At 73.0% G+C, this 17,355-nt stretch carries 17 protein-coding genes; 10 read left to right on the top strand and 7 right to left on the bottom strand.

Annotated elements, in window-relative coordinates; all coding sequences use genetic code 11:
- Positions 1-1,434, top strand: a complete 1,434-nt coding sequence (locus AQJ54_RS12335; protein ID WP_062236862.1) for a cobyrinic acid a,c-diamide synthase CobB — start codon at positions 1-3, stop codon at positions 1,432-1,434.
- A complete protein-coding gene (gene cobI / locus AQJ54_RS12330) occupies positions 1,419-2,165 on the top strand; it encodes a precorrin-2 C(20)-methyltransferase (protein WP_062236859.1) in 747 nt (248 codons plus the stop codon). The genes AQJ54_RS12335 and cobI overlap by 16 nt, the downstream gene beginning before the upstream one ends.
- Positions 2,166-2,269: 104 nt before the next feature.
- Here the strand turns inward: cobI and AQJ54_RS12325 are convergent, their stop codons facing one another.
- Complete coding sequence (locus tag AQJ54_RS12325) at positions 2,270-2,998, bottom strand: ZIP family metal transporter (protein WP_030318436.1); 729 nt, start codon at positions 2,996-2,998, stop codon at positions 2,270-2,272.
- A gap of 106 nt (positions 2,999-3,104) precedes the next feature.
- Between AQJ54_RS12325 and cobM the strand changes: the two genes are divergently transcribed.
- The 6 genes from cobM to cobC are packed head-to-tail and all read left to right on the top strand — an operon-like array spanning position 3,105 to position 9,479.
- The gene (gene cobM, locus AQJ54_RS12320) at positions 3,105-3,926 is read left to right on the top strand and encodes a precorrin-4 C(11)-methyltransferase (RefSeq protein ID WP_062236856.1); all 822 of its coding nucleotides are present in this window, start codon (positions 3,105-3,107) and stop codon (positions 3,924-3,926) included.
- The gene (locus AQJ54_RS12315; protein WP_062236853.1) at positions 3,923-5,221 is read left to right on the top strand and encodes a bifunctional cobalt-precorrin-7 (C(5))-methyltransferase/cobalt-precorrin-6B (C(15))-methyltransferase; all 1,299 of its coding nucleotides are present in this window, start codon (positions 3,923-3,925) and stop codon (positions 5,219-5,221) included. Before cobM ends, AQJ54_RS12315 begins: the two co-directional genes overlap by 4 nt.
- Positions 5,218-6,909, top strand: a complete 1,692-nt coding sequence (gene cobJ / locus AQJ54_RS12310) for a precorrin-3B C(17)-methyltransferase (protein ID WP_062236849.1) — start codon at positions 5,218-5,220, stop codon at positions 6,907-6,909. Before AQJ54_RS12315 ends, cobJ begins: the two co-directional genes overlap by 4 nt.
- Entirely contained in the window at positions 6,906-7,496 is a 591-nt protein-coding gene (locus AQJ54_RS12305) for a precorrin-8X methylmutase (protein WP_062024304.1), read from the top strand. The genes cobJ and AQJ54_RS12305 overlap by 4 nt, the downstream gene beginning before the upstream one ends.
- Positions 7,493-8,419 carry a sirohydrochlorin chelatase gene (locus AQJ54_RS12300; RefSeq protein ID WP_062024306.1) on the top strand — a complete coding sequence of 309 codons (927 nt, stop codon included), beginning with the start codon at positions 7,493-7,495 and terminating at the stop codon, positions 8,417-8,419. The genes AQJ54_RS12305 and AQJ54_RS12300 overlap by 4 nt, the downstream gene beginning before the upstream one ends.
- On the top strand, positions 8,409-9,479 hold the full coding sequence (gene cobC / locus AQJ54_RS12295; protein ID WP_062236847.1) for an Rv2231c family histidinol phosphate aminotransferase CobC: 1,071 nt from the start codon (positions 8,409-8,411) through the stop codon (positions 9,477-9,479). Before AQJ54_RS12300 ends, cobC begins: the two co-directional genes overlap by 11 nt.
- A gap of 89 nt (positions 9,480-9,568) precedes the next feature.
- On the opposite strand, the gene AQJ54_RS12290 is transcribed toward cobC, so the two are convergent.
- From AQJ54_RS12290 to AQJ54_RS12265, 6 genes are all read right to left on the bottom strand, one after another.
- Complete coding sequence (locus AQJ54_RS12290) at positions 9,569-10,501, bottom strand: SCO1860 family LAETG-anchored protein (RefSeq protein WP_062236845.1); 933 nt, start codon at positions 10,499-10,501, stop codon at positions 9,569-9,571.
- 169 nt (positions 10,502-10,670) lie between these two features.
- Positions 10,671-11,762, bottom strand: a complete 1,092-nt coding sequence (locus AQJ54_RS12285; RefSeq protein WP_062236841.1) for an amidohydrolase family protein — start codon at positions 11,760-11,762, stop codon at positions 10,671-10,673.
- Positions 11,763-11,894: 132 nt separating this feature from the next.
- Positions 11,895-12,677, bottom strand: a complete 783-nt coding sequence (locus AQJ54_RS12280; RefSeq protein WP_062236838.1) for a PIG-L deacetylase family protein — start codon at positions 12,675-12,677, stop codon at positions 11,895-11,897.
- Between the two features lie 57 nt (positions 12,678-12,734).
- Positions 12,735-13,562, bottom strand: coding sequence for an amino acid ABC transporter ATP-binding protein (locus AQJ54_RS12275; protein WP_062236833.1), 828 nt, complete (start codon positions 13,560-13,562; stop codon positions 12,735-12,737).
- On the bottom strand, positions 13,559-14,392 hold the full coding sequence (locus AQJ54_RS12270; protein ID WP_062236830.1) for an amino acid ABC transporter permease: 834 nt from the start codon (positions 14,390-14,392) through the stop codon (positions 13,559-13,561). The genes AQJ54_RS12275 and AQJ54_RS12270 overlap by 4 nt, the downstream gene beginning before the upstream one ends.
- A complete protein-coding gene (locus AQJ54_RS12265; protein ID WP_062024315.1) occupies positions 14,389-15,252 on the bottom strand; it encodes a transporter substrate-binding domain-containing protein in 864 nt (287 codons plus the stop codon). The genes AQJ54_RS12270 and AQJ54_RS12265 overlap by 4 nt, the downstream gene beginning before the upstream one ends.
- Positions 15,253-15,346: 94 nt before the next feature.
- Here AQJ54_RS12265 and AQJ54_RS12260 point away from each other — a divergent pair, with 94 nt between their 5' ends.
- Both AQJ54_RS12260 and AQJ54_RS12255 read left to right on the top strand, forming a co-directional pair.
- A complete protein-coding gene (locus AQJ54_RS12260; RefSeq protein ID WP_062236827.1) occupies positions 15,347-16,444 on the top strand; it encodes a pyridoxal-phosphate-dependent aminotransferase family protein in 1,098 nt (365 codons plus the stop codon).
- A 164-nt stretch (positions 16,445-16,608) separates the two neighbouring features.
- The gene (locus AQJ54_RS12255) at positions 16,609-17,127 is read left to right on the top strand and encodes a DinB family protein (protein WP_062236824.1); all 519 of its coding nucleotides are present in this window, start codon (positions 16,609-16,611) and stop codon (positions 17,125-17,127) included.
- Positions 17,128-17,355: the final 228 nt, after the last annotated feature.

Below are 17,355 nucleotides of genomic sequence, written 5' to 3'. Positions count from 1 at the left end.
GTGACTTCCTCGTCCTCCGTCCCCCGGCTGGTCATCGCCGCGCCCTCCTCGGGCAGCGGAAAGACGACCGTCGCCACGGGTCTGATGGCCGCGTTCGCCGCGCGGGGGCTAGTCGTGTCCCCGCACAAGGTGGGGCCGGACTACATCGACCCCGGGTACCACGCGCTCGCGAGCGGGCGGGTGGGGCGGAACCTCGACGCGTACCTGTGCGGGCCGGAGTTGATGGCTCCGCTGTTCCTGCACGGGGCGCGCGGCGCCGACATCGCCGTCGTCGAGGGCGTGATGGGGATGTTCGACGGGGCCGCGGGGGAGGGTGAGCTGGCGTCCACCGCGCAGGTCGCCAAGCTGCTGCGGGCGCCGGTGGTGCTGGTCGTGGACGCGTCGTCGCAGTCCCGGTCGGTGGCGGCTCTGGTGCACGGGTTCGCCTCGTGGGATCCGGAGGTGCGGGTCGGGGGCGTGATTCTCAACAAGGTCGCGTCCGATCGGCACGAGGCGTTGTTGCGGGAGGCGTTGGAGTCGGCCGGGGTGCCGGTGTTCGGGGTGTTGCGGCGGGCGGCGCAGGTGGACACGCCGTCGCGGCACCTGGGGTTGGTGCCGGTCGCCGAGCGGCGGGCGGAGGCGGTGGACTCCGTGGCGGCGATGGCGGAGCAGGTTGCTCAAGGGTGCGATCTGGAGGCGTTGGTCGGGCTGGCACGGGGTGCGGGCGCGTTGACGCGTGCGGCCTGGGACGCGGCTGAGGCCCTGGGGGCTGCGCCCCCAGACCCCCGTCGGCCCGAAGGGCCTCGTCCTCAAACGCCGGACGGGCTGGATTCAACCTCGGCGGGCTCGACAGTTCCCGTGGTCGCCGTCGCCGGTGGTCCCGCCTTCACCTTCTCCTATGCCGAGCACAGCGAGCTGCTCACCGCGGCCGGGGCCGAGGTAGTCGTTTTTGACCCCTTGCGCGATGAGCAACTTCCGAACGGTGCGGCCGGGTTGGTCATCGGGGGCGGGTTTCCCGAGGTCTTCGCCGCTGAGCTGTCCGCCAACGAACCCCTCCGCAAAGCCGTCTCCGCCCTCGCGGAGACCGGCGCTCCCGTCGCCGCCGAGTGTGCCGGGCTGCTGTATCTGTGCCGGGAGCTGGACGGCCAGCCGATGTGCGGGGTGCTGGATGCCGAGGCACGGATGACGGAGACGCTCACGCTCGGGTACCGGGACGCCGTCGCCGTGAGCGACAGTGCGCTGGCCGTCGCCGGGACCCGGATGCGGGGGCACGAGTTCCACCGGACCGTGGTGGAGCCCGGCGCCGGGGACATCGCCGCCTGGGGTGTGCGGACGCCCCGGCGGCGGCTCGAAGGTTTCGTACAGCGTGGTGTGCACGCGAGTTATCTGCACACGCACTGGGCCTCGGAGCCCGGTGTCGCCCGTCGGTTCGTGGAGAGGTGCCGGACGTCATGAGCAGCAGCAGGTTGGTCGGGGTCGGTGTCGGGCCCGGGGATCCGGAGCTGGTGACCGTCAAGGGCGTCAACGCCCTGCGCGCCGCCGACGTGGTCGTCGTACCGGTCATGGACACCGGAGAGGTGGGCCGGGCCGAGGCCACCGTGGTGCATTACGTGCCGCAGGAGAAGATCCTGCGGGTCGTGTTCGCGCTCAACGAGCGCAGTGACCGCAGCCGGCGCGAGGCCGCCTGGGACGCCGCCGGGGAGCAAGTCGCCGAGCTGCTGCGCGCCCACGGCTCGGTCGCCTTCGCCACCATCGGCGACCCCAACGTGTACTCCACCTTCACCTATCTCGCGCACACCATCGGCGAACTCGTGCCCGACGTGGTCGTGGAGACCGTGCCCGGCATCACCGCGATGCAGGATCTCGCGGCGCGGTCCGGTGCCGTGCTGACCGAGGGCACCGAGCCGCTCACTCTGGTGCCCGTGACCGCGGGGGCCGCCGTGCTGAAGGACGCCCTCGCCGGTCCCGGGACCGTCGTCGCCTACAAGTTCGGGCGGCAGGCCGCCGAGGTGGCCGAGGCGCTCCGGGAGACCGGGCGGATCGAGGACGCCGTCTGGGGATCGGCGCTGGGGCTGGACGGCGAGTCCATCCGGTCGGCCGCCGAGCTCGACGGGGCCGCCCTGCCGTATCTCTCCACCCTCATCGCGCCCGCGCGTCGGGACGGCTCACGGGGTGGCAAGTTGTGAACCCCACCGCGGACAGAGCCGCCGGGTCGGCCCACCGGCCCCACCACCAGCCGGATGAAGCCGGGTCAGCCCCCGCGGCCCACCACCAGCCGGATGCCCCCAGGTCAGCCCGCGAGGCCCACCACCAGCCAGATGAAGCCGACCCCCGCGACCGTGCACAGCAGGGTGGAGCGGGCGGGGTGTTCGTGGTGGGCCTCGGGGAGGATCTCGGCGGCCGCCAGGTAGAGGAGCGCGCCGCCGAAGAGGCCGAGATAGCCGCCGAGCAGGCCCTCCGGGATGGTCACGAACGTCGTCGAGGCAGCGCCCAGCACCGGGGCCGCCGCGTCCGCCCACAGCATGACCAGCGCCCGTCGGCGGGCGTTCCCGTACAGGCTCGTGATCGTGTACGTGTTGAAGCCGTCCGCGAAGTCGTGGGCGACCACGGCCAGCGCGACCGCCGTGCCCATGCCGCCGCCCACCTGGAAGGCCGCGCCGATCGCCACGCCGTCCATCGCGCTGTGGCCGACCATCGCGGCCGCGGCCGTCAGGCCCACCTCGGGGACCCGGTGGGAGTGCTCACCGCCGCCGTGCGCGGCCTGGCGGGCGGCCAGCAGGCGTTCCACCAGATGGGCCAGCAGGAAGCCGGCCACGAACAGGAGCAGGGCCGCGGGGACGCCGAAGACCTCGTCGCCGGCCGCGTGCAGGGCCTCCGGCAGCAGGTCAAGGCCGACCACACCGAGCATCAGTCCGCCGGCCAGGCCCAGGACCAGGTGACGGCGGTCGGTCACGCGCTGTGCCGTCCAGCCGCCGGCCAGCGTCATCAGGAACGCGCCGAGCGCTACGAAGACCGCCATAGGGACTTGGTATCCGATCGACCCGCGTTCGCGCACATCCGGCCACCCGGCCGACCGCAGCCCTGAGACCTTTTCCAGACCCTTTGTGATGAGAGGACCGATTTCCATGGCCGATGCCACCACCGGCAAGGTGACCTTCGTCGGTGCCGGCCCCGGCGCCGCCGACCTGCTGACGTTCCGTGCCGCGCGCGCCATCGCCGAGGCCGACGTCGTGATCTGGGCCGCGAGCCTGGTGCAGGCGGAGGTCCTCGAACACGCCCGTGCGGACGCGGAGATCCTGGACTCGGCGACCATGTCGCTGGAGGACGTCGTCGCGGTGTACGAGCGGGCCCACGGGTCGGGCCTCAAGGTGGCCCGTATCCACTCCGGCGACCCCGCACTGTGGGGCGGCACGCAGGAGCAGCTCGACCGGTGCGCGGCGATCGGCGTCGAGACCGAGGTCGTGCCCGGCGTCTCCGCGTTCTCGGCCGTGGCCGCGCTCGCCCAGCGGGAGCTGACCATCCCGGAGGTCGCGCAGTCCGTGGTGCTGACCCGGCTCGGCGGCGGCAAGACGCCGATGCCGCCCGGCGAGGAGGTGCGGGAGTTCGCCAAGCACGGCACCACCATGGCGATCTTCCTGTCCGCCGCGCGCAGCGGACAGTTGGTGCGGGAGCTGCTGGAGGGCGGGTATCCGACGTCCACCCCGGTCGTCGTGGCCTACCAGGCGACCTGGCCGGAGGAGCTGATGGTGCGGTGCACGATCGGCACCCTGGAGGAGACGGTCAAGGAGCACAAGCTCTGGAAGCACACGCTGTTCCTGGTCGGACCGGCGCTGGACGCCGAGGGCACGCGCTCGCACCTCTACCACCCCGGGCACTTCCACGGGTACCGCAAGGCCGACCCGGAGGCCCGGCGGGCGCTGCGGGCGGCGAAGGGTGCGGGCACGTGATCACGGTCGTGGGTACGGGGGTTTCGGCACCGCCCGCGGACGTGCTCGCCGGGGCCGGGCTGGTCGTGGGCGGGCGGCGGCATCTGGACGCGGCGGCGGTCCCCGCGTCCGCCGAGCGGGTCGTTCTGGGGCCGCTTGCTCCTGCGCTGGATGTCGTCGAGCGGCATCTGGACAAGGGGTCCCGGGTGGTCGTGCTGGCCTCGGGGGATCCGGGGTTCTTCGGGATCGTGCGGGTGCTGGCGGAGCGGTTCGGGGCGGGTGCGTTGGACGTCCGTCCTGGTGTGTCTTCTGTGGCCGCGGCTTTTGCCCGGGTGGGGGTGCCGTGGGACGACGCGGTGGTGGTCAGTACGCATGGGCGGGATCTGCGGACGGCGGTGAATGTGTGCCGGGCGCGGGGGAAAGTGGCGGTGCTTACGGGGCCCGGGGCCGGGCCTGCGGAGCTTGGAGCTGCGCTCGCCTCAGGGGGTGCCGAGAGAGGTGGTTGGGCGGGTGCGGCTGCGTCGGGGCTGGTCGCGCAGTTCCCCGCGCCCCTGAAGCGCGTACTGCTCGTTGCCTCTGACCTCGGCACCAAGGACGAGCGTGTCCAACGGGTCACCCCCGCTGAAGCCGCCGCCCGGGACTGGGGTTCCGGGGTGAGTGTCGTTCTCTGTCTCGACGAGTCTCGGGCTCTTGGTGGTGTGCGGACCGTCGCCGGGCCTCCCCCCGCCCCCTCTCAATGGGCCCTGGAAGAAGGTGAGTTCGCCCATCGGGATTCCATGATCACCAAGTTCGAGGTGCGGGCGCTCGCGCTGGCCCGGCTGGGGCCGCGGCTCGGGGATCTCGTCTGGGACGTCGGTGCGGGGTCCGGGTCCGTGGCCGTGGAGTGTGCGCGGCTCGGGGCTGCTGTCGTCGCCGTCGAGAAGGCCGCCGACGGAGTCGAGCGCATCCGTGCCAACGCCGACGCGCACGGCGTCGACGTACAGGTCGTGCACGGGTCGGCGCCGGACGCGCTCGCCGGGCTGGACGATCCCGACGCCGTCTTCGTCGGTGGTGGTGGGCGTGAGCTGCCCGGGATCGTGGCCGCCTGTGCGCGCCGGGCCCGGCGGAGTGTCGTGGTGGCGATGGCCGCCCTGGACCGGGTGCCGGCCGTGCGCGCGGCCCTCACCGATGCCGGGTTCGACTGCGAGGGCGTCCTGCTCCAGTCGTCCCGGCTCGCGCCGCTGCCGGGTGACGTGACCCGGCTCGCGGCGACCAATCCGGTTTTTCTGCTGTGGGGCGTCCGAAACCCCGCGTATCGAGAGGGAGTTGCTCAGTGATCGGCCTTATTTCCGCCACCGCGGCGGGGGCGGCGGCGCGCGACCGGCTGGCCGCGGCCTGGCCGGACCGCACGCGGGTGTACGACGGTCCCGTGGCGGAGGCCGTGCGCTTGGCGTTCGCGGAGTGCGAGCAGCTGGTGTGCTTCCTGGCGACGGGAGCGGTCGTACGGCTGATCGCCCCGCTGCTCGGCGACAAGGCGTCCGACCCGGGTGTGGTGTGTGTCGACGAGGGCGGGCGGTTCGCCGTGTCCCTGGTCGGCGGGCATGGCGGCGGCGCCAATGAACTCGCCCGGGAGGTCGGGGAGTTGCTCGGTGCCGAGCCCGTGGTGACGACGGCGACCGACGCGGTGGGGGTGCCGGGGCTCGACACCCTCGGGCTGCCCGTCGAAGGGGCCGTGGCGGCCGTGTCGCGGGCGCTTCTGGACGGTGAACCCGTCGTCCTGCACAACGAGCCGGGCTGGCCGCTGCCTCCGCTGCCGGTCGCCGGGGAGGGTGCGTACGGCATCCGTGTCACGGACCGGCTCGTCGAGTCCTCCGAGCGGGAGGTCGTGCTGCGTCCGCCCACCCTCGTCGTCGGGGTCGGTGCCTCCAAGGGGGCGCCCGCCGACGAGGTGCTGGAGCTGGTCGAGGGCGCGTTGCGCGAGGCCGGGCTGTCCCGTCGTAGTGTCGCCGCACTCGTCACCGTGGACGCCAAGGCCGGGGAACCGGGGATCGTGGCGGCGGCCGAGCGGCTCGGGGTGCCTGTGGTCACCTATGCCGCCGAGGAGTTGGCGGCCGTCGAGGTCCCGAACCCCTCCGACGCGCCCCTCGCCGCCGTGGGGACCCCCTCGGTCGCGGAGGCCTCGGCCCTCGCGGAGGGCGGTGAACTCCTCGTGCCCAAGCGGAAGTCCGTCCGTGCGGACGGGGCGCCCGCCATGGCGACCTGTGCGGTCGTACGGCGTCCCGCGCGCGGCCGGCTCGCGGTCGTCGGGCTCGGTCCCGGCGCCCGGGACCTGCTCACGCCCCGCGCGAAGGCGGAACTCCGGCGCGCTTCCGTGCTGGTCGGGCTCGACCAGTACGTCGACCAGATCCGCGATCTGCTGCGGCCCGGCACCCGGGTCCTGGAGTCGGGGCTCGGAGCCGAGGAGGAGCGGGCGCGCACGGCCGTCGAGGAGGCCCGCAAGGGGCAGGCCGTCGCGCTGATCGGCAGCGGGGACGCCGGGGTGTACGCGATGGCGTCCCCCGCGCTCGCCGAGGCCTCCGACGACATCGACGTGATCGGCGTCCCGGGGGTCACGGCGGCGCTCGCCGCGGCCGCGATCCTGGGGGCCCCGCTGGGCCACGACCACGTGTCCATCAGCCTGTCCGACCTGCACACCCCGTGGGAGGTCATCGAGCGGCGGGTGCGGGCGGCGGCCGAGGCGGACATCGTGGTCACCTTCTACAACCCGCGCTCCCGGGGCCGGGACTGGCAGCTGCCCAAGGCGCTGGCGATCCTCGCCGGGCACCGGGAGCCGGCCACACCGGTCGGTGTCGTACGGAACGCGTCGCGGCCGGACGAGTCCGCGCGGTTGACGACCCTGGCCGAGCTCGACCCGGCGACGGTCGACATGATGACGGTCGTGACCGTGGGCAACACGGCCACCCGTGACATCGCGGGGCGCATGGTGACCCCGCGCGGCTACCGCTGGCAGGAGGGCACCCGGTGAACCGTGTCGTCCACCCGATCGAGGTGGAGTCCTACCGGCGGCTGCGCGCCCGCCTGGACACCTCGCACTTCCCGCCGCTGACCCGGGCCGTGGTGGAGCGGGTCATCCACTCCGCCGCCGACCTGGAGTACGCCGGCGATCTCGTCATGGACGAGGGCGAGTTGGAGAAGGCGCACCGGGCGCTGCACGCCGGGGCGCCCGTCGTCACGGACGTGGAGATGGTCGCGGCCGGGATCACCCGGCGGGAGACCGTCTGCCGGCTGCGGGACGCCAAGTCGGGCCCGGGGCTGACGCGTTCGGCCCACGCCATCCGGCTGGCCCATGAGCAGGTCGGGCCGGGCGCGATCTGGGTGATCGGCAACGCCCCCACCGCGCTGGAGGAGTTGCTGACCCTGGACGCGGCCCCTGCGCTCGTCATCGGGCTGCCGGTCGGCTTCGTCGGCGCGGTCGAGTCCAAGGCCGCGCTGCGTGCGAGCGGGCTGCCCGCCGTGAGCAACGTGTCCGAGAAGGGCGGTTCGGCGGTCGCCTCGGCCGCGCTCAACGCCCTGCTGTACCACCCCACCCACCCCTCTGAGGAGACATCGTGACCACCCCGCCGCCCGCCCTGCTCATCGCCGGACACGGCACCCGGGACGACGCCGGAGCCGAGGCCTTCCGCGACTTCGTCCGGCAGCTGGGGGCCCGCCGTCCCGACCTGCCCGTCGCGGGCGGCTTCATCGAGCTGTCCCCGCCGCCGCTCACCGAGGCGGTGGGCGAGCTGGTGGAGCGCGGGGTCCGCCGGTTCGCCGCGGTACCGCTGATGCTGGTGTCCGCCGGACACGCCAAGGGAGACATCCCGGCAGCGCTGGCCCGCGAGAAGGAGCGGCACCCGGGGATCTCGTACACCTACGGCCGTCCGCTGGGCCCGCACCCGGCACTGCTGAACGTGCTGGAGCGCCGCCTGGACGAGGCGCTGGGCGCCACCGGGGGGCGTACGCCCCTGGACCGCGCGGACGTGACCGTGCTGCTCGTCGGCCGCGGCTCCACGGACCCGGACGCCAACGCGGAGGTCCACAAGGCGGCCCGGCTGCTGTGGGAGGGGCGCGGGTACGCGGGCGTGGAGACGGCGTTCGTGTCGCTGGCCGCGCCGGACGTGCCGAGCGGGCTCGACCGGTGTGCGGCGCTGGGGGCGCGGCGGATCGTCGTGCTCCCCTACTTCCTGTTCACCGGGATCCTGCCGGACCGGGTGAAGCAGCAGACCGAGGGCTGGGCGGCCGCGCACCCGGAGGTCGAGGTGCGTTCGGCGGAGGTGATCGGCCCGGAGCCGGAGCTGCTGGACCTGGTCCTCGAGCGGTACGAGGAGGCCGTCAAGGGCGACCTCAGGATGAACTGCGACACCTGCGTGTACCGCATCGCGCTGCCCGGCTTCGAGGACAAGGTGGGCCTGGCGCAGCAGCCGCACTTCCACCCGGACGACGACGGCCACCATCACCACGGGCACCACCACGGCGCGCACACCCATGCGCACTGAACCCGCCGGGGCCCACGACCTGCGGCACCACGGCGACGCCGAGGTGCGGGACGACGGGGCGAAGCTCACCGACCTCGCCGTGAACGTCCGCGCGGACACTCCCCCGGCGTGGTTGCGGGAGCGCATCGCCGGGTCCCTGGCGGGGCTCGCCGCGTACCCGGACGGCCGCGCGGCGCGAGCGGCGGTGGCGGCCCGGCACGGGGTGGCCGTGGAGCGGGTGCTGCTGACGGCGGGGGCCGCCGAGGCGTTCGTGCTGCTCGCCCGCGCCCTGACGGTGCGTCATGCGGTCGTGGTGCACCCCCAGTTCACCGAGCCGGAGGCGGCGCTGCGGGACGCCGGGCACCGGGTCGAGCGGGCGCTGCTGCGGGAGGAGGACGGCTTCCGGCTGGACCCGGCGGCCGTCCCCGAGGACGCCGACCTGGTGGTCGTCGGCAATCCGACCAACCCCACGTCGGTCCTGCACCCGGCCGCCACGATCGCCGAACTGACCCGTCCGGGGCGGACGTTGGTGGTGGACGAGGCGTTCCTGGACGCGGTGCCGGGCGAGCGCGAGGCCCTGGCCGGGCGGACGGACGTGCCCGGTCTGGTCGTCCTGCGCAGCCTGACGAAGACCTGGGGTCTCGCGGGCCTCCGGATCGGGTACGTGCTCGCCGCCCCGGAGACGATCGCCGCCCTGGAACGGGCCCAGCCCCTGTGGCCGGTCTCCACCCCGGCCCTCGCCGCGGCGCAGGCCTGCATGGAGCCGCGGGCCCTCGCGGAGGCGGCCCACGCGGCCCACCGCGTCGCCACCGACCGGGCCCATCTCGTCGCCGGACTGCGGGAGTTCGCCCCGGACGGGCTCCGGGTCGTCGAACCGGCGGAGGGCCCCTTCGTCCTCGTCCGCCTGCCGCGCGCCACCGCCGTACGACGGCATCTGCGGGATCTCGGGTGGGCGGTGCGGCGCGGGGACACGTTCCCGGGGCTCGACGAGGAGTGGCTACGGCTCGCGGTGCGGGACCGGCCGACGGTGAACCGTTTCCTCCAGGCGCTGGACCAGGCGGTGACGCTGGCCAAGGGGTGACGGCCCCCGGGTGGACGTCTTCACCTCTGGGCTCGCGGGCGCTCCCGGCCGGCCGGCGCCCCCTCCGCGCCGGCCGACCGGAGGCTCGGTCAGCCCCGGCGCCGGGCCGTCGCCGCCGCGGCCCCGCCCGCCACGAGCAGGGCGAGCGCGCCGCCCGCGAGGTACGGCGTCAGGGAGCCGCCGCCGGTCTCGGCCAGGCCGGCCTCCTTGGCGGGGCCGCCCTGGGGCTTCACCTCGCCCTGGGGCTTCGCCTCGGCCGGAGGCTTCGCCTCGTCCTGGGGCGCCGCCGACGCGGCGGGGGCCGGCGGGGCCTCGCAGGTGGCCTTCGCGAGGGTGAGGGTGCCGTCGACCGCGGCGACGCCCAGCTTCAACGGGTCCACCGAGACACGGAGTTGCAGTGCGGTGGCGGCGGCCGTGCGCGAGGTGGTGGCGTTCGTCGACAGGTCGAGGCGGACCTCCCCGACGCCCGGGACCTTGACGTCGGTGGGACCGCCCGCGGTCACCGTGACCTTCCTGCCGAGCACCGTGACCGCGCCCAGGAGGTTCGAGGAGGCCGTCGGGGTCTTTCCGGCCTCGCAGGTCGCCTTCGAGGTGACCCCCTCGATCTCGACGAGGGAGAGCAGCGGGAGTCCGGGGACGTGGACCTTCGCGTGGGCGAGCTCGGTGGTGGCCTCCGCCGTCCCGTCCGTGACCGTGGCCTTCGCGTCGGCGGTCTCGGCGGCGAGCACGCTGAACGGCCGGCCGCCGTCCACGCCGTCCAATGTGGCGGTGAGGGCGGTCTTCCGGGCGCTCCGGGGTGCCTCGACCTCGTTGAGGGCGACCGCGAGCGGGACGTTCGCGGTCCTGCCGAGGAGGGAGACGTCCAGCCCGGTGCGCAGGACGACGGCGCTCGCCCGGCCCTGTTCGCCGGTCGCGTGCGCGGCGCTCGCGCCCCCCAGTGCCGTGGGACCGGCGGCGAGGGCCGTGGCCGCCGCCACGGTGGCGAACCGGCGTGCGGGCATGCGGAAGTTGGTGCTGTTCAAGGTGGTGGGACCCCCAGAGAGAACTGGCTCGGGACCTCGAAAGGATGTCGCACCCCTCGTCGTTCGACAGCGTTCCCCCGGGAGTTCACACGATCGTGGCGCACCCGTGCACGCTTTCGAGCGCGCCTTCACGGCCCCGGGCGCCGACCGCGCCCCCGCCGCCCGGGCGCTACCGCACCACCCGGCCGTTCAGCACGATGTGCGCCGGGTCCGCCAGCACGCGGACGTCCGCGCGGGGGTCCTGTCCGTAGACCACCAGGTCGGCGGGGGCGCCCTCGGTGAGGCCGGGGCGGCCGAGCCAGGCGCGGGCGCTCCAGGTCGTCGCGGCCAGGGCGTCCAGCGGGGGGATGCCGGCCGTGACCAGTTCCGCGACCTCCGCCGCGACCAGACCGTGCGGGAGGGTGCCGCCGGCGTCGGTGCCGACGAAGACCGGGATGCCGGCGTCGAAGGCGCCCCGGACCGTGTCGTAGCGGCGCTCGTGGAGCCGGCGCATATGGGCGGACCAGCGGGGGAACTTGGACTCGCCGCCGTCCGCCAGCTTCGGGAAGGTCGCGATGTTGACCAGGGTGGGGACGATCGCGACACCTCGGGAGGCGAACAGCGGGATCAGGTCCTCGGTGAGGCCCGTGGCGTGTTCGACGCAGTCGATGCCGGCCTCCACCAGGTCCTGGAGGGAGTTCTCGGCGAAGCAGTGGGCGGTGACCCGGGCGCCGAGGCGGTGGGCCTCCGCGATGGCGGCCTGGACCGCCTCGCGGGGCCAGCTGGGGGCCAGGTCGCCCACCTCGCGGTCGATCCAGTCCCCCACGAGCTTGACCCAGCCGTCGCCGCGCCGGGCCTCCTGGGCGACGTACGCGACGAGGTCCTCGGGCTCGATCTCCCAGGCGAAGTTCCTGATGTAGCGGCGGGTGCGGGCGATGTGCCGACCGGCCCTGATGATCTTCGGGAGGTCCTCGCGGTCGTCGACCCAGCGGGTGTCGGAGGGGGAACCGGCGTCCCGGATCAGCAGGGTGCCGGCCTCCCGGTCGGTCAGGGCCTGCTGCTCGGCCACGTCCTGGTCGACCGGGCCGTGCGGGCCGAGACCCACATGGCAGTGGGCGTCGACCAGGCCGGGCAGCGTCCAGCCCGACACCGTGCGGACGTCACGGGCGGCGACGGGACGGTCGTAGGAGATCCGCCCGTCGACCACCCACAGTTCGTCCCGGACCTCCTCGGGGCCGACCAGGATCCGGCCCTTCACGTGCAGCACCGCGTGATCGTTCATGGACCGCACCCTAGCCAGCCGGAAGGTCCGAGGGGTCCGCACCCTGGTCAGCCGGAAGGTCCGAGGGGCTCGCACCCTGGTCAGCCGGACGTTCCGCGGGAGGCGCGCTCCGGCCGGCCGGTCGGAGCGCCGTCACTGCTCCCAGGGCGGCGGGCCGTCGAAGGCGAGCTGGTGGACGTCGAAGAGGACCGCCGCCTCGACGCCGAGGGCGGGTCCGCCCTGGCGGGCCGCCCAGGTCAGGAAGGGGCGCGGTTCGAAGGCTCCGGCGCCGAGGCCCTTGGTGTACTCGGCGTGCGCGGCCAGGGAGGCGATGCCGCGCTCCAGGGGTTCGCCGGTGATGTCGACCCCGTGGGTGGGCCGGTCGGTGCCGGCGACGGCCACGAAGCGGACGCCTCCCCAGGGTTCGAGGCCCTCCTCGGCGAGTTCGGGGAAGATCCAGCGGTTGCCCGCGTCGCGGGCCGCGTCCAGCGTGGCGAGCCCGACCACGCGGTGGTCGGCCTGGTTGACGACACCGGCGATCATCCGCACGGTGTACGCCCCGGTCACCACCACCTCGGGCCGGTGCCTGCGGATCGCCCGCACGATGTCGCGGCGCAGGGCCGGGCCCTCCTCGATCATGCCGTCGCGGTGACCGTCGAGGAACTCCACGGTGCCGACGCCCACTTCACGCGCCCCGGCCCGCTCCTCGGCCTCCCGCAGCGGGCCCGCCTCGTCCGGGTGCAGCCCGTCGATGCCGGCCTCGCCGCGGGTGACCAGCAGGTACGTGACCTGCTTGCCCTGCGCGGTCCAGCGAGCCACGGCCGAGGCGGCGCCGTACTCGATGTCGTCGGGATGCGAGGCCACGGCCAGACATCGCTCCCAGTTCTCCGGCAGCGGGGGCAGTGCGCTGCCGCCCTTGTCATGCAGAGTCGTCATGTCCCGAATCATGCAGGTCCGCGACCCCTTGCCGACAGAGGAACGTATGTCCCCGCTTCAGCCGTCCTCGCCCACCTGGTCCGACGTCTCCTCCTCCACCTCGGCCATGGCCGGGTCCAGCAACCGGGACAGGAAATGACGCGTGCGCTCGTGCGAGGGGCTGCCGATCACCCGGGCCGGGGTGCCGTCCTCGACGATCACCCCGTCGTCCATGAAGACGACCCGGTCGGCCACCTCGCGGGCGAAGGTCATCTCATGGGTGACGACCATCATCGTCATGCCCTCCCGGGCGAGCATCCGCATCACCGCGAGGACGTCGCCCACCAGCTCCGGGTCCAGGGCCGAGGTCGGTTCGTCGAAGAGCATCACCTCGGGGCCCATGGACAGCGAGCGGGCGATCGCGACCCGCTGCTGCTGGCCGCCGGAGAGGGAGGCCGGGTAGGCGTCGGCCTTCTCGGCGAGCCCCACCCGCTCCAGGTTCTCGGCGGCCACCTTCGCGGCCTTCGCTTTGTCCCGCTTGAGGACCCTGCGCTGCGGCAGCGTGAGGTTCTCGGTCACCGTGAGGTGCGGGAACAGGTTGAACTGCTGGAAGACCATGCCGATACGGCGGCGCACGGCGTCGATGTCGACGTCCGGGTCGGTCAACTCGGCGCCGCCGACGAACACCTGACCCTTCGTCGGCTCCTCCAGGAGGTTCACGCACCGCAGCAGCGTGGACTTGCCCGAGCCGGAGGGGCCGATCACACAGACGACCTCGCCCCGGCCGATCTCCAGGTCGATGCCCTTGAGGACCTCGTGGGCGCCGAACGACTTGCGCAGGCCCCGCACCTCGATCTCCGGACCGCTCGCTCCGACAGACTCCGGGCTGCTCGCTCCAACGGTCATTTCACGGCCTCCTGGGCCTTCGCCTCCATACGGCGGACCACGAACCCGAGCGGGATCGTCACCAGCAGGTAGCACAGGCCGGCGACGAGGATCGGCGTGGAGTTGGCGGTCGTACTGGCCAGGTCGCGGCCGTACTTGGACAGTTCGCGTTCCTCGAGGGTGACGCCGAGGAACAGCACCAGCGAGGAGTCCTTGAACAGCAGGACCAACTCGTTGGTGAGCGGCGGGAGGATGATCCGGAACGCCTGCGGAACGATGATCGAGACCATGGCCCGGGCGGGCGAGAAGCCGAGTGAACGGGCCGCCTCCATCTGCCCCTTGGGCACCGCCTGGATGCCCGCGCGGATCGTCTCCGCCATGTAGGCCGCCGCCACCAGGCCGAGCGCGAGGGCGACCTTGCCATAGGTGCCGCCGACGATCTCCGTGCCGGGGAACGCGAGCGGGACGGCCACGCCGATGAAGATGAAGATCAGCAGCGCGGGCAGGCCGCGGAAGATCTCGATGTAGACGCCGGCGAACCACCGGTAGGGCCCGACCGAGGACAGCCTCATCAGCGCGATGACCATGCCGAGCACGAGTCCGACGACGAAGCCGGACAGCGTGTAGAGCACGGTGTTCTTCAGCGCCAGGGTGATGACGTCCGGGAACATCTGCCGGGCGATGTCCCCTTGCGCGAACTGGTTCTTCAGCCGCCCCCAGTCCGCCGAGACCGCGAAGGCGATCACGACGGCCACGAAGACGACGTACTGGACACCGCGCGAGACGCTGCGCTTCTGACGCCGGGTCAGGCCCTTCCGGCGGGGCTGGACGGGTGTGCCGGCGGCTGTCATGAGGCGGACGGGGACGCCGCGGACTCGTCGTAGGGACCGATCCACTTCTCGTAGAGCTTCTTGTACGTGCCGTCGGCCTTGGCGTCCGCGATCGCCTTGTTGACGGCGGCGAGCAGCTTGGTGTTGCCCTTCTTCACCGTGAAGCCGTACTGCTCACCGGTGTTGATGTTGTCGGCGACCTGGAAGGCGTCGGCGTTCGCCTTGTCCTTCAGCCAGCCCTGGACGACCGGGTAGTCGATGACGACGGCCTTGACCTGGCCGGAGCGCAGGCCGCTGAGGACGGCGTCGGAGGACTCGAAGGAGACCGGGTCGAAGCCCTGGCTCTTGGCGTAGTCCTCGCCGGTGGTCTGCGCCTGGGCGCCGAGCTTGACCTTCTTGGCCTTGGCGTCGGCGAGCGAGGTGATCCCGCTGCCCTTGGCGACCAGGAGGGCCTGGGTGGCCTCGAAGTAGGGGTCGGAGAAGTCGACGTTCTTCTTGCGTTCCTCGGTGATGGTCATGCCGGCCGCGGCCAGGTCGCACTGGCCGGAGTTGAGGAAGGCGCCGGTCTTGAAGTTCTCGAAGGGGGTGTCGAGGATCTCCTGCTTCACCCCCAGGTCCTTGGCGACCAGGTCGATCAGCGAGACGTCGAAGCCCTGGACCTTGCCGTCGATCTCCGACTGGAAGGGCGGGTACGGCAGGTGGGTGCAGGTGGTGAGCTGTCCGGCCTTGACCAGTTCGACCCCGCCGGCGGCGGTCTTCGAGCCGCTGCCTCCGTCGTCGGTCGAGGTACAGGCGGTCAGGAGCAGCAGTCCGGCCGCGGCGGTGGTCGCGGCCAGAAGACGGGCCGGGGTGTGGGCTCTGCGGCCGGGGACGGTGTGCACGAGGACCTCCGGTGGGGGGCGATGTGGTCGCCGGTCGGGTTGGGGCGCCGGTTACTCTCGACACCTCTACCCCATCCGAGAAAAAGGCACCGCCGTGACACACCCGCTCCTGGACCTGGCCCCGCTGAGCGCCGCCCGCTTCGCCGAGATCGAGGACCGGGTGGCCCGTCTGCTGGACACCAGGCAGGACGTGGTGATCATGCAGGGCGAGGCGCTGCTGCCGCTGGAGGGGGCGATCCGGGGGACCGCCGGCCCGGGGACGACCGCGCTGAACGTCATCACCGGTCCGTACGGGCAGACCTTCGGGAACTGGCTGCGGGACTGCGGGGCGAAGGTGATCGACCTGGCGGTGCCGTTCCACACGGCGGTGACGGCCGGGCAGATCTCCGCCGCGTTCGAGGAGCACCCGGAGATCGACTTCGTGTCGCTGGTGCACGCGGAGGCGGCGACCGGCAACACCAACCCGGTCGCGGAGATCGGGGGGGTCGTACGGCGGCGGGGTGCCCTGTTCTACCTGGACGCGGTGGCCTCCGTGGGCGCCGAGCCGGTGCTGCCGGACGCGTGGGGTGTGGACCTGTGCGTGATCGGGGCGCAGAAGGCGATGGGCGGGCCGGCGGGGGTGTCGGCGGTGTCGGTGAGCGCGCGGGCGTGGGAGCGGATGGCCGCGAACCCGGGGGCGCCGAGGCGGTCGTACCTCTCCCTGCTGGACTGGAAGGAGCGCTGGATCGACGGCGGCCGCCGTGCTCTGCTGCACGCGCCGGCGCAGTTGGAGATGCTGGCGCTGGAGGCGTGCGTCGAGCGGATCGAGGCGGACGGCCTGGAGACGGTGATGGCCCGGCACCGGTCCGCGGCCGCGGCGACGCGGGCGGGGGCGCGGGTCCTGGGCGGCGGCCTCGAGCCGTACGTCCACGAGGACGGGGCGGCGGCACCGGTCGCCACGACGCTGCGCACGCCGGGGGGTGTGGTGGCCTCGGAACTGGTGTCCCGGGCGCTGTCCCTCGACCCCGCGTTGCCGCTGGCGGCGGGTGGGGGTGCGCTGGCCGCGGAGATGATCCGGGTCAACCATTACGGGGCGGATGCGACGTGGGAGGTTGTGCGGGGGTGCTTGGCGGCTCTGGGGGCGGCGCTGGGTGAGAACGTGTCGGTGGATGTGGAGGGTGCGCTGCGCGCGGCGGAGGAGGCTTGGCGTTGAGCACCCTGCGGTATGCCGCTCCGGTCCGTTGTCGACTGCGGGCTGGTCGTGGCTTGTCGCGCAGTTCCCCGCGCCCCTGAAGGGGCGCACCTGTGACCGGCGTTCGTCTGTGCTCAGCGCTGAACCGGGGGCGGCGACCAGCCTCGAAATGACACCCTCGATCCATGACCACTCACACACTTCCCGACGGCCGGCCCGTCCCCCTGCTCACCGGTGACGAGCGGCCCATGCTGGAGAGCTGGCTCGACTTTCACCGGGCCACCCTGGAGCTGAAGTGCCGGGGGCTGGACGACCGGCAGGTGCGGGACGCGGCCGCCGAGCCGTCCGCGCTGACGTTGCTCGGGCTGGTGCAGCATCTGGCCGAGGTGGAGCGGAACTGGTTCCAGCGGGTCGTCGGGGGGATCGATCTGCCGCCCGTGTTCGACGAGCCCACCGGGTACGTCCTCGATCCGCGTCGTGGGCTCGACGAGGCGCTGGACGTCTGGCGGCGGGAAATCGCGCGGGGGCGGGAGGTGTGTGCGGGGCGGTCGCTCGACGCGGTGGGGCGGATCGTGGACGGGGACATGGCCGGGGTCGAGGTCAGTATGCGGTGGGTGCTCATCCACATGGTCGAGGAATACGCGCGGCACAACGGACACGCCGACATCTTGCGGGAACGCATCGACGGGGTTACCGGAGCATAATTGGCGGGGTAATTCCCGGGTTTATAAGAGCTTAGCTTCCCGTATTCTCCTGCCCGCTTTCCCTCTCCCTAAACGCAAAGATTCTGCGAACGCATCGAGGCAGAATTCGCGGAGATCTCGTGGGGGTTACACGGTTGTGACGCGTTACACATGGCGGGAGATTTGCCCGATATGGATGGGTCGAAATATTCCATATCGGGCACCCCTTGCGCCCTGCTGCGCGCACGC

This window comes from Streptomyces griseorubiginosus (assembly GCF_001514195.1).
In the GTDB taxonomy this organism is placed as follows: domain Bacteria; phylum Actinomycetota; class Actinomycetes; order Streptomycetales; family Streptomycetaceae; genus Streptomyces; species Streptomyces griseorubiginosus.
This window is presented reverse-complemented; position numbering and strand designations above follow the sequence as displayed.

Bases quoted from the DNA above. Each gene is read 5' to 3' on its own strand.
- AQJ54_RS12270 (WP_062236830.1), bottom strand. From the start codon at position 14,392: ATGACAGCCGCCGGCACACCCGTCCAGCCCCGCCGGAAGGGCCTGACC.
- AQJ54_RS12275 (WP_062236833.1), bottom strand. From the start codon at position 13,562: ATGACCGTTGGAGCGAGCAGCCCGGAGTCTGTCGGAGCGAGCGGTCCG.
- AQJ54_RS12285 (WP_062236841.1), bottom strand. From the start codon at position 11,762: ATGAACGATCACGCGGTGCTGCACGTGAAGGGCCGGATCCTGGTCGGC.
- cobC (WP_062236847.1), top strand. From the start codon at position 8,409: ATGCGCACTGAACCCGCCGGGGCCCACGACCTGCGGCACCACGGCGAC.
- cobM (WP_062236856.1), top strand. From the start codon at position 3,105: ATGGCCGATGCCACCACCGGCAAGGTGACCTTCGTCGGTGCCGGCCCC.
- AQJ54_RS12255 (WP_062236824.1), top strand. From the start codon at position 16,609: ATGACCACTCACACACTTCCCGACGGCCGGCCCGTCCCCCTGCTCACC.
- AQJ54_RS12280 (WP_062236838.1), bottom strand. From the start codon at position 12,677: ATGACGACTCTGCATGACAAGGGCGGCAGCGCACTGCCCCCGCTGCCG.
- AQJ54_RS12325 (WP_030318436.1), bottom strand. From the start codon at position 2,998: ATGGCGGTCTTCGTAGCGCTCGGCGCGTTCCTGATGACGCTGGCCGGC.